Raw genomic sequence first — 10,901 nt, forward strand, 5'->3', positions numbered from 1 at the left:
ATTTTACAGAGTCGGTATTATTACCGGCTCTTTTTATATGCCTATGGGCGCACTGGTGTTTTACATGAAAATATCTGAAAATGAGGAAAAAGGGGCATGACACCTGACAAGTATCAGGTGCATGTCCACACTATGCGGAGGTGGTTAGATGGATAAGTTACAGGATTACATCAAGCCGGAGCTTCTGGTACTGATACCGGTGCTTTATATCTTAGGTTTGATGATGAAGAAGACAGAGAAGATTAATGACAAGTATATCCCGGTGATGCTCGGAATTATAGGCATAGTGCTCAGTGCAATATATGTGGCAGCAGTCAGCGGCATATGTCTCATGAGCGTGTTTACGGCGGTCACGCAGGGAATACTTGTAGCAGGGGCAGCAGTATATGTGAATCAGCTTGTTAAGCAGAATAAGGAGTAGGAATGACAGATACAATCATCGTCGGCCTGCTCAGCCTGGCTGGTACATGTATAGGATCACTTAGCGGACTGAGGATGACAAGCTATCGGATAGAGCAGCTTGAAAAGAAAGTTGATAAGCATAATAACTTTGCAGAGCGCATCCCAGTCCTCGAGGAAAAGATAGAGGTTGCTAACAAGCGAATACACGACCTTGAAAGACATGAGGAGAATGAACATGCTTAAGTGCTTATTAACAAATAATGGCTGCTATAAAGAGGCGAAGAGGATGACTCCTGTGGGAATCATCATACATTCTACAGGGTGTAACAATCCAAACCTCAGAAGATATGTGCAGCCGGATGATGGCATCATCGGATACAACATATATCAGAACGACTGGAATCATCCTGAGACCGATGTGTGTGTACATGGATTTGTAGGCAAGACATTGAAGGGTGACGTTAGATTTGTTCAGACACTGCCGTGGAATTTCCAGTGCTGGGGTTGTAGTAGCGGCTGGAAGGGCAGCTACAACAGAGGATATATACAGATTGAGGTCTGTGAGGATGATCTTACGGATGAGAAGTATTTTGAGAAGGCTTTTGCAGTTGCCATGGAAGTCACAAGATACCTGATGAAACAGTACAACATCAGTATCAACAATGTCATATCGCACAAGGAGGCACATGATAGAGGCTATGCATCCGACCATGTGGATTGCAATCATTGGCTTGCTAAGTTTGGAAAAAATATGGACTGGTTCAGGCAGCAGGTCAAGAAGGGGCTTACAACTACGACCACGAAAAAGCCTACAACATTAACAACGAATAAAACGACAACTACAACATCATCGTTTAAGTCGTACAGGGTAAAGGTAACGGATCCGGCTCTTAATATCCGTGCCGGTGCCGGAACAAATTACAAGGTGAATGGAATGATAACGGATATGGGAGTGTATACGATCATCGCTGAAAAAAGTGGAACAGGAGCGAAGAAATGGGGACGGCTTAAGAGCAAAGCCGGCTGGATTGCCCTCGATTATACACGGAAGATATAAAGGGGTGAGGCCATGGACGAGCCAAAGCTCAAGCCGCAGCTCAAGCTGATGGCCACATACTACATTGGTGAGTGTGCCGGCAATGCAGAACAGTCTGCGATTCGTGCCGGCTACTCGAAGAAGTATGCAAGAGGTAATGCATATAAGCTTATAGCGAGACAGGATGTGCAACAGTACATAGCATATCTCAGATATCTGCAGAGTGTTAATCCTACAAGCCCTATCTTGCATATAGCTACAATCAATGAGATTCAGGGATTTTGGACAAATGTAATGGACTCAAACAGGTACGACATTAAGGACAGGCTGAGAGCATCAGAGCTTTTAGCTAAGAGCATAGGAGGATTCGATGAATTCTAGGACATTATCAGACTTCTATCACTCGAGAGAGTGGCAGAAGTTTACATATGTAGTTAGAAGTGAAAGAGTAGATGATAAAGGACAGATCATATGTGAATACTGTCACAAGCCGATCACGAAGGCTTATGACTGTATTTGCCATCACAAGATATATCTGACCGAAGATAACTACAGGGATGTGTCAGTATCTCTGAATCCGGACAACATAATGCTTGTGCATCACAGATGCCATAATGTGATTCACGATAAACTTGCCAGCAGGCGGTCTGTATATCTGGTGTATGGATCGCCACTTGCGGGCAAGACCTCCTATGTCGATAGTGTTAAGTCTGCCGGTGATCTTATCGTAGACATGGACCGCATCTGGTTGTGTGTTTCGGGATGTGAGCCATATGTTAAGCCGGCACGACTTAACGCTGTTGTGTTTGGTATGAGAGACTATCTCCTTGACTGTGTTAAGTACAGGACAGGCAAATGGCAGAATGCGTATATAGTTGGAGGATATCCGCTTATAAGCGAGCGAGACCGCCTGTGCCGTGAGCTTGGAGCCCAGGAAATATTTATAGACACAGGCAAGGAAGAGTGTTTGTCACGCTTGTATTCAGATGGTAACAGAAATACGGAGTTGTGGCAGAAATACATAAACGATTGGTGGGAAAAATACTCCCCCCCACCTGAGCTGTGATTGGCCCCCTGATGGGGACTGTTGGGGGGTGGTAATTTTCACCGAAAACCGAAAAATGAGATTTTCGGTTTTGAAAATGCATGAAGATAGCAGAAAGGAGAGCAAAAGTGGCTGTATATGGTTTTGATGAGGCTTTAAACAAGGTGGAGGTACTCACGGAGAAGGATTTTGGAGATGACTCAGCGTATGGCTGTGTGGTGCCTTGTAAACCTCACAACATTCGAATAATAAAAACATCCCTTTCGGTTGCAAAAGGAATTGAGCCAGGGAAAACGGGAACCGCAAACGCTATAGGGATTGGCAAGATAGGAGAATTATTTGTCAACCCTCTTTCAGTAACGGTACTTGTATCAGGAAAGTGTAATACACCGGATTTAGAAGCAGCATCGGTCAATTTTTGCTCGGGTGTAACGATGGATATAAGTGGCAAGTATAGTGTCACTACATATGCTTACAATGCTGGATCAGCAAAAACAACTATATCTCATGACTGCGATGTTTTGATAGTAGGGGAATGTGATTAATTTGGGTAGAAAAGAAGAGTTGATAAAGCTGACAGGTAATATCAGTGAGCTCATGGAACAACTTGTTGACGAGATATTGTACATGGAAACTCAGCTTAAATATTACAGATCGTTGCCACAGATTCGGGTCGATAAGGAAAGGCCTGAGAGACAGCGTGCCACTCCGGCGGCGAAGCTCTACAAGGAGACAATGCAGCAATACACAAACTGCATCAAGATCATTGCGAAATGTGCTGGATTTGATGCTGACGACGAAGAGTCGCCTCTTAGAGCGTGGGCGAGGAAGTTTCTTGATAAATGCTGATACAGAATAAACCGATATGGACACCGGACAATAGTAACTTACTCCGGTACAAAGAACTTTGTGAGATTGGAACATACATCATCGGCGAGGATCTGAAGACACAGCTTGTGAATTTGTCTGAAGACCTGAAGACCGGTGAGTATATATATGATACAGAAGATGCTCTTCTTAGAATAAATTTCATGGAGAATTGTGTCAGGCTCACAAAATCGCCGTTCTATAACCAAGCCATGGTCCTTATGGACTGGCAAAAGGCACTCATCGAAGCTGCATACAGCTTCAAAATGCCTGATACCGGGTTTGACCGGTTTAAGAGAGTGCTGCTTGAGATAGCAAGAAAAAACGGCAAAACAGAGACATGTGCAGGCCTGGCATTTGCGGAACTTATAGTTGGAAATCCTGGATCAGATATAGTCGCATCCTCGAATGATGATGCTCAGGCAAATATTACATATAATGCCGTGGATGTTATGAGGCTGCTTGTTGATCCGAAGAGTCAGGACACCTGGAAAAATCAGTTTGGAATATCCAATCTGAACAATGGATCAAAGATGACCAAGCTCACGGACCGTACAAGAAATAAGGAAGGACGCAACATTGATTTTGCTGTGGTCGATGAAGTTCATGAGATGAAACAGAATGTCATTGTGAAGTCAATAGAGCAGTCCCAGAGTATTAAGGATAATCCAAAACTATGGTTGATCACGACAGATGGATTTGTATTTGAGGGATTCCTTGATGATGAGCTTAAGAAAGCTCATGCAGCTATATACCGTGAAGATGATTCGATGGCAAGCAAGCGAAGACTTGACTGGCTATACACACAGGATTCGGAGATGGAGATCTGGACAAATCCAAAGAGCTGGTACAAGTCGAACCCTACACTTGGAATGGTGAAAAAACTTGAATATCTTGAGGAACAGGTTGAACTTGCAAAGAAGTCAAAGGCAGACCGTATATTCGTGCTGTCGAAGGATTTTAACATTAAGCAGAATGGTACAGAGAGCTGGCTCAATATTGAGGATTACACATACAAGGCGGTATATGACATTGAAGATATGCGAGGAGCTATTGCCCTTGGAATGGTCGATCTTGCGGAGACAACAGATCTATGCTGCGCAAAGGTGCTCATGATGAGACCAGGCGATGACACAAAGTATATATATACAAAGTATTTCATCCCACGGCAAAAACTGGACGCCGATAAGGACGATCATAAAGCGGGTGCCCGCTATAAGGAATGGGCGGACGCCGGATATATAGCAGTATGCCAGGATAACGAGATAGATCTTGCGGTAGTGGCAGATTGGTTCTATCAGTTGTACAAGGACTATAAGATCAGGATCATATATTGCGGTTACGATCAGAGGTTTTCCAAAGACTGGATAGAGAGAATGTCCATGTATGGCTGGACAAGAGAAGGCAAAGAGCTTGAGATGGTGCTGCAGAATGCGGCGACACTGAACAATGCACTGAGACTTGTCGAGGCTGACTTGAAGAGCCGTCTGATCAACTATAACGAGAATCCGGTAGATAGATGGAACTTTAAAAACTCGTGTCTGAAGATGGATGATAAGCGTCAGGCACTGTGTATCAAGACTAACGATGAAAATAAGATAGATGGCTCGGTAACACTCATAGGTGTATATGAGATGTTTCGCCGACATAAGAGTGAATTCCTGTCAAGGGTGAATAAGAAAGGTAAGTAGAATGGGCTGGTTTAATAACCTGATTAGAAAGAAAAAAACAAATACATATCTTGCAGATATGCTAAGTGGATATGCACCTATATATAGCCAGTTTGGACAGGATATATACGCAAGTGACGTAGTACAGCAGGCTGTGAGCTGCATCGTCCAGGAATGCATTAAGCTGATCCCCAAGCACATAAAGACCAAGGGATCAGATATCATCCCGGTAAACAGTGACATACAGCGGTTATTAAGGCAGCCAAATGAATTGATGACTACAGCAGATTTTATTGAAAAGTTCATGTGGAATCTGATGCTGAATTATAACAGTTGGATAATCCCGACATTCTACACCTGGAAGGATGCGAACGGAAAGGAGCAGAGGAAGTACACCGGTTTATATCCGGTGCTTCCGACCAGTGTCGAATGGCAGCAGGACAAGGACAACACCCTGTATGTCAAGCTTGGATTTGCAAATGGCTATGAGATGACATTGCCATACAGTGAAGTGATACATATCAGATATAGATATAGTGTCAATGAACTCATGGGCGGAAATGAAGCTGGCCAACCGGATAATCAAAGCTTGTTGAAGACTCTGCAGATCAATCAGGACCTTCTTGAAAGTGTGAGCAGGGCAGCCAAGAGAGGGATGAACATAACAGGAATAGTTAAGTTCAACACATACATGGATGATGACAATGCGACAGAGACGGCGCTGAAGAATTTTGAGAAGAAGATCAATCAGAGTTTGAGCGGATTTCTTCCTCTCGATCTGAAGACAGAATATACACCTATTACCCCGGACATTAAGCTCATTGATCCAGATACCTTGAAATTTGTCGACGAGAAGATCCTGAGAAATTATGGCACATCTATCCCGATCCTTACAGGCGATTATACAAAAGCTCAGTATGAGGCTTTTTTCCAGAAAGCTATAGAACCTATTGTTGTAAAAGTAGGGCAGGCGTTCACTAAAACCATTTTCACTCCTGGGGAGAAAGCAAGAGGCCATGAGATCCGGTTCTATACGAAGACTCTTGAGTTCATGACGACGGATCAGGTAATTGAGATGGTAAGAATCCTAGGTGATTCGGGCGACCTTTATGCAAATGAAAAGAGAAATGCATTTGGCTTTGAACCACTTGCAGAGCTCGAAGGTAAGAGAATGCAGTCGCTTAATTATATTGACGTCAACAAGGCGTGGATATATCAACAGAAGAAACTTGGAGGGCAGAACGATGAGAAAAAGTGATACAGAAAAAATGACTGTAACAAGGGCATATGATTTTGAAGTCAGGGCTAAACACGATGACGAGCACGGATATTATCTGGAAGGTCGCCCAATCATATATGGCAGCAGAACAGACCTTGGCTACTTTGATGAGATCATAGAACCTGGTGCGCTGGATGGGGCTGATCTTAGAGACGTCAGATTCCTTGTGAATCACAACACGAACATGATCCCTTTGGCCAGGTCGAGGCGGAATAACAAGAATTCGACAATGCAGATGAGTGTTGACGATAAAGGAATGCACATCAGGGTTAATCTCGATGCGGAGAGAAATACTGATGCAGCAAATCTGTACAGTGCAGTTGAGAGAGGAGACATAAGCGGCATGTCGTTTATGTTTACCATAGATGATGAGGAGTGGGAGAATCTTGAAAGTGATCATCCCCTCAGACACATCAGGAAGGTGAGTAGTGTGTTTGAAGTATCTGCGGTAACCTTCCCGGCGTATGAAGCTACTGAAATCTCAGCAAGAGCGAAGGAGACGCTGGATAGTGTCAAATCCACGCTGGACAGCGTGAGGGCTAAGTCGGAGGAGTCTGACACGGATTTGGAGCTTGCAAAGCTGAAAGCAGAGATTCTTTACAAATAAGGAGGCAAAGAAAAGATGAAGAAAAAATTAAGGATTTACTTACAAAAGACTATTGATGCGAAGAACAAGAGAGCCACAGAACTCAGGGATCGCATCAAGACAGCTACTACAGCTGATGAAGTCCGTAGCCTTGGAGATACTTTAGATGAAGTACTTACAGAGCTTGAGGATGCAAAGGCACAGCTTGCAGAGCTTGATGACGAAGGAGATGATGGTAACCCTGGAGATGACGGCGACAATTCTAGAGCACAGGTGCCTGCTAATGCTGAATTCCGTGGGGGCACACCATTTGCCGCATTTGCAACTAATAAGAGATCTGATGATAATGTAGATCGCCATGATACCCCAGAGTATCGTCATGCGTTCATGGAATATGTGTGTAGAGGTGTAGAAATCCCACATGAACTCAGAGCTGATGCGGTGACAGGCGTGGCAGATGCCAGCGCAGTGATACCAACATCACTCATGCACGAGATCATTACGAAGATGGATACCTATGGAAACGTATACAAGATCATCCGTAAGCTGAATGTTCAGGGAGGCATTGCGATACCTGTTCTTTCTCTTAAGCCAGAGGCTACGTGGGTTGGAGAAGGAAAGTCTGATTCACAGGAAATCAAGGCTGATGAGAAGATTACATTCTCATACTATGGCATAGAGTGTAAGATTGCTCAGACGCTGCTTGCTAACGTAGTTACACTGGAGGCATTTCAGGCGCTGTTCGTACCACTTGCTACAGAGGCTATAGTTAAGGCTATAGAGATATCAGTCTTTAAGGGTAACGGAACATCAAAGCCTCTTGGAATCCTTACAGATACTAGGATTCCAAAGGCAAATATTATAACAATGACACCATCAGAATTCGCATCCTGGGAAGGTTGGCATAAAAAGGTTAAGGCAAAGATGAAGAAAGCATATAGGAATGGTGCGTTCTTCATGAATCAGTCAACCTTTGACGAACATATAGACGGCATGGTTGATAAGAACGGACAGCCTATCGGAAGGACTAACTACGGCATTAATGGCGAGGAATCATACCGCTTCCTGGGAAAGGATGTTGAGACTGTCGAGGATGATCTCATATCATCGTGGGATGATGCGGCTAAGGGTGATGTTGTTGCAGTATTTTTCAAGGGAACAGACTATGCAATCAACACAAACATGCAGATGACCACAGTCAAGTGGGTTGATCATGACACCAACGAAATTAAGAACAAGTGTATCATGATTGTTGATGGAAAGCTCGTTGATCCGAATGGTGTACTTATCATCAAGAAGGGCGAGGAGCCGGCATCATCAACAGAGCCAACAGAGAATAAGGGAGAGTAAAGAGTAGCAATGACCAGAGAAGACCAGCTTACCGCTTGTAAAGAATCAATGAATATAACAGGTTCATATCAAGACGCCCGCATAGGCAGACTCCTTGATGAAGTCAAGCAGATGCTGGTTGACGCTGGTGCGTCGGAGGAACTTGTTAATTCGGATGAGGCGATAGGAACAATATGCTGCGCTGTCGATGATCTCTTTAACTACAAAAAACTGAGTGAGTACACGCATATGCGTATAGTGAATCTTGGCTGTAGAAAGACATGCAGAAAGGCGGAGACATGAAAGCATATACACCAAATCTGCCGTATGCCGTGCCGGCAGAGCTTATGACGCCATCTTATGAAAAGGTCAAAGGAACTAACAAGAAAATATTCACAAAAGTTGATGATATCTATATCAGCTTTAAGACTTTTGGCGGCACAGAGACACAGGACAATGGGGTTATTGCTGTAGAGGATACGGCCACGGTGGAAACCTGGTATAGGCCAGACATTACATCTGCATCAAGGATAAGGGTGTATGGCAAGGATTATGAAGTCCTTGGCACACCTGAAAATATCAACATGGCGAATACTTACCTAAAGTTCAAGGTTAAGGCTGTGAAAGGCGGTGCGTGATGGCAAAAAGCAGAAACCGGATAGGGCTTGAGTTTGAAGGATTTGAGGACATAGTGGCCCAGCTTGACAGCCTTGAAGGTGATGTTAAGAAGGCCACGGAGGAAAGTCTCAAGGTTGCTAATCAGATTGTAGCTGAAAGGCTTACACCTATCATGGAAAAACATAAGCAGACCGGTAGAACCCTTGGCTCGATCCGTGATAATTATCCAATCGAATGGGAGGGTTTAACAGCTTCAACCAAGGTTGGATTTGATTTTGCGGAAGGCGGGCTTACGTCAATATTCCTGATGTATGGTACACCGACGATGCGTCCGGTGCAGGGCCTAAAAAATGCTGTGTATGGCAGAAAAACAAAGAATATGATAGCTGAGGAACAGAAAAAGATCTTTTCAGAAGCTATACATAAGAGAATGGGAGGCTGATATGGAAGATATATTGATAAGCATTCTCGAAAGCGTAGGGTATGAGGCATACAGACAGGGGAGCTTCACTGATGGTGATAAATACCCGGAACATTTCTTTACATTCTGGAATAACTCATCAGAAGAGGCTGGTTATTATGACAACACGGCAACGATGGAAGTACAGGATTTTGATGTCAATTTTTATTCAGTTGATCCTGAAAAAACATACTCAGTCCTGCGTGCAGCAAAAAAGAAGCTCAAGGAAAAAAGTTTTATAATTTATGACTCCGGGCATGATGTGGGCAGTGACAGGCCGACACACACAGGAAGAGGTATCGGAGTCTTATACATGGAGGATTAAGCAATGAACGATAAGGTAATAGAATTCCGTGGCGTTGACATGCTCTGCATAGCGGAGGTTAAGTGTGACGACAACAGCACAGAGGCGGAACATGGATATGTAACAGGCGACTGGGAGCCGCTTGCTCCGGTAGCAGAAGTCAGCAAGACGGTGGAGACGAGCTCCGAGTCAAAGTATTATGACAATCAGCCTATGCTTGTCATCAGCTCTGAGGGGCCTGATACGATCACTTTGACTACTTCAGTTCCTGAGCTTGATATGTATGCAAAGATTACAGGTAAGTCCTTTGACAAGGGGTCAGGGATGCTTGTAGAAGGTGATAGAGATACCACATATTATGCGCTTGGCTACAGGACGAAGGGTACAGATGGTAAGTATAGGTATGTAGTAAGACATAAAGGCACATTTGCAATCCCTGACGAGACATCCCAGACAGAGGACAATGGCACTACGTCAAATAACCAGTCGCTTACATTTACCGCAATCAGGACGAAGCATAAGTTTGAGCACGGAAAGCTTGAGGATGGTAAGTGGAAGAAGTGTTCTGTCAAGGGAATAGTCATTGACGACCGATACAAGGATGTTGATGAGGATGAGTTCTTCAAGAAAGTACATACTCCGGACAGTTGGATCGAAGCTTCTCAGGCGACAGTAGATCAGGCGGAATCACATCAGTAAATCATGTTTACAAACGGCGTGGAGGGGTATACTCTTCACGCTTATTAATAGGAGGATAAGATGGATATAACAATTAAAGTATATGAGAAAGATAAAAAGACGGTAAAGAAGGAGTGCAAGGCAGATACCGTTGACTTGGAGTTTGGCACTGTCAGAAGGCTCATGGCCCTGTTTGATTACAAGAATCTCGATAATGCCACACTGCTCTCACTGATATTCGAAGAATGGAATGATCTTGTATCAATCCTTTCTGAAGCTTTTCCAGACATGGAAAATGACGACTGGGATCATGTCAAGATGAAGGAGCTCCTTATCGTAATTAAGAATATAGCTGTAGTTGCTATAAAGGATATGCTCAGTATCCCGACAGACCCAAAAAACTAGATGAGGGGGAAGATATCCCCCTTGATGAGACACTTTTTTTGATCATAAATAATTTGTGCGTATTATATCCAGGGCTTAATCCGCTGACGCTCACTAAAACATCATATCACGATGTACTTGTGATGTATGCAGACGTGAGGCGGATGCAGATCCGGGAGGCACAGACAAAGGACAAGCCGAGACGACGCAGAGCGAGTGATGATGCAGGCTGGTGGTAATGCA

Annotated in this window: 18 protein-coding genes; all 18 read left to right on the top strand. The window is 44.0% G+C overall.

All coding sequences use genetic code 11. From position 1 onward, the window contains the following. Window positions 1-148: 148 nt before the first annotated feature. The 18 genes from AB5150_RS10330 (at window position 149) to AB5150_RS10415 (ending at window position 10,897) form a co-directional block, all read left to right on the top strand. Window positions 149-421: a phage holin family protein gene (locus AB5150_RS10330; protein ID WP_368291814.1), complete on the top strand. Its 273-nt coding sequence runs from the start codon at window positions 149-151 to the stop codon at window positions 419-421. A 2-nt stretch (window positions 422-423) separates the two neighbouring features. Beyond that, window positions 424-645: a hypothetical protein gene (locus tag AB5150_RS10335; RefSeq protein ID WP_368291815.1), complete on the top strand. Its 222-nt coding sequence runs from the start codon at window positions 424-426 to the stop codon at window positions 643-645. Beyond that, complete coding sequence (locus tag AB5150_RS10340; RefSeq protein ID WP_368291816.1) at window positions 638-1,459, top strand: N-acetylmuramoyl-L-alanine amidase; 822 nt, start codon at window positions 638-640, stop codon at window positions 1,457-1,459. The genes AB5150_RS10335 and AB5150_RS10340 overlap by 8 nt, the downstream gene beginning before the upstream one ends. Before the next feature lie 12 nt (window positions 1,460-1,471). Next, window positions 1,472-1,819 (top strand): terminase small subunit, encoded by a 348-nt coding sequence (locus tag AB5150_RS10345; protein WP_022058529.1) that lies wholly within the window; start codon window positions 1,472-1,474, stop codon window positions 1,817-1,819. Continuing rightward, window positions 1,809-2,504 (top strand): HNH endonuclease signature motif containing protein, encoded by a 696-nt coding sequence (locus AB5150_RS10350; protein WP_368291818.1) that lies wholly within the window; start codon window positions 1,809-1,811, stop codon window positions 2,502-2,504. Before AB5150_RS10345 ends, AB5150_RS10350 begins: the two co-directional genes overlap by 11 nt. A 107-nt stretch (window positions 2,505-2,611) precedes the next feature. Further along, a complete protein-coding gene (locus AB5150_RS10355; protein WP_368291819.1) occupies window positions 2,612-3,028 on the top strand; it encodes a hypothetical protein in 417 nt (138 codons plus the stop codon). Between the two features lies 1 nt (window position 3,029). Then, window positions 3,030-3,332 carry a hypothetical protein gene (locus tag AB5150_RS10360; RefSeq protein ID WP_368291820.1) on the top strand — a complete coding sequence of 101 codons (303 nt, stop codon included), beginning with the start codon at window positions 3,030-3,032 and terminating at the stop codon, window positions 3,330-3,332. Further along, the gene (locus AB5150_RS10365) at window positions 3,326-5,041 is read left to right on the top strand and encodes a terminase TerL endonuclease subunit (RefSeq protein ID WP_368291821.1); all 1,716 of its coding nucleotides are present in this window, start codon (window positions 3,326-3,328) and stop codon (window positions 5,039-5,041) included. The genes AB5150_RS10360 and AB5150_RS10365 overlap by 7 nt, the downstream gene beginning before the upstream one ends. A gap of 1 nt (window position 5,042) precedes the next feature. Then, on the top strand, window positions 5,043-6,278 hold the full coding sequence (locus tag AB5150_RS10370; RefSeq protein ID WP_368291822.1) for a phage portal protein: 1,236 nt from the start codon (window positions 5,043-5,045) through the stop codon (window positions 6,276-6,278). Further along, entirely contained in the window at window positions 6,265-6,906 is a 642-nt protein-coding gene (locus AB5150_RS10375) for an HK97 family phage prohead protease (RefSeq protein WP_368291823.1), read from the top strand. Before AB5150_RS10370 ends, AB5150_RS10375 begins: the two co-directional genes overlap by 14 nt. A 15-nt stretch (window positions 6,907-6,921) precedes the next feature. Then, entirely contained in the window at window positions 6,922-8,235 is a 1,314-nt protein-coding gene (locus AB5150_RS10380) for a phage major capsid protein (protein ID WP_368291824.1), read from the top strand. A gap of 9 nt (window positions 8,236-8,244) precedes the next feature. After that, window positions 8,245-8,517: a hypothetical protein gene (locus AB5150_RS10385; protein WP_368291825.1), complete on the top strand. Its 273-nt coding sequence runs from the start codon at window positions 8,245-8,247 to the stop codon at window positions 8,515-8,517. Then, complete coding sequence (locus AB5150_RS10390; protein WP_368291826.1) at window positions 8,514-8,852, top strand: phage head closure protein; 339 nt, start codon at window positions 8,514-8,516, stop codon at window positions 8,850-8,852. Before AB5150_RS10385 ends, AB5150_RS10390 begins: the two co-directional genes overlap by 4 nt. Further along, window positions 8,852-9,274 (top strand): hypothetical protein, encoded by a 423-nt coding sequence (locus AB5150_RS10395; protein WP_368291828.1) that lies wholly within the window; start codon window positions 8,852-8,854, stop codon window positions 9,272-9,274. Before AB5150_RS10390 ends, AB5150_RS10395 begins: the two co-directional genes overlap by 1 nt. 1 nt (window position 9,275) lies before the next feature. Continuing rightward, window positions 9,276-9,617 (top strand): hypothetical protein, encoded by a 342-nt coding sequence (locus tag AB5150_RS10400; protein ID WP_368291829.1) that lies wholly within the window; start codon window positions 9,276-9,278, stop codon window positions 9,615-9,617. Between the two features lie 3 nt (window positions 9,618-9,620). Further along, window positions 9,621-10,295 carry a major tail protein gene (locus AB5150_RS10405; RefSeq protein ID WP_368291830.1) on the top strand — a complete coding sequence of 225 codons (675 nt, stop codon included), beginning with the start codon at window positions 9,621-9,623 and terminating at the stop codon, window positions 10,293-10,295. Window positions 10,296-10,355: 60 nt separating this feature from the next. Further along, window positions 10,356-10,679 (top strand): hypothetical protein, encoded by a 324-nt coding sequence (locus tag AB5150_RS10410; protein WP_368291831.1) that lies wholly within the window; start codon window positions 10,356-10,358, stop codon window positions 10,677-10,679. 38 nt (window positions 10,680-10,717) lie between these two features. Next, entirely contained in the window at window positions 10,718-10,897 is a 180-nt protein-coding gene (locus tag AB5150_RS10415; protein ID WP_368291833.1) for a hypothetical protein, read from the top strand. The last annotated feature ends 4 nt before the right edge of the window (window positions 10,898-10,901 follow it).

The organism is Coprococcus sp. RTP21281st1_F1_RTP21281_210402 (assembly GCF_040915325.1).
In the GTDB taxonomy this organism is placed as follows: domain Bacteria; phylum Bacillota; class Clostridia; order Lachnospirales; family Lachnospiraceae; genus Coprococcus; species Coprococcus aceti.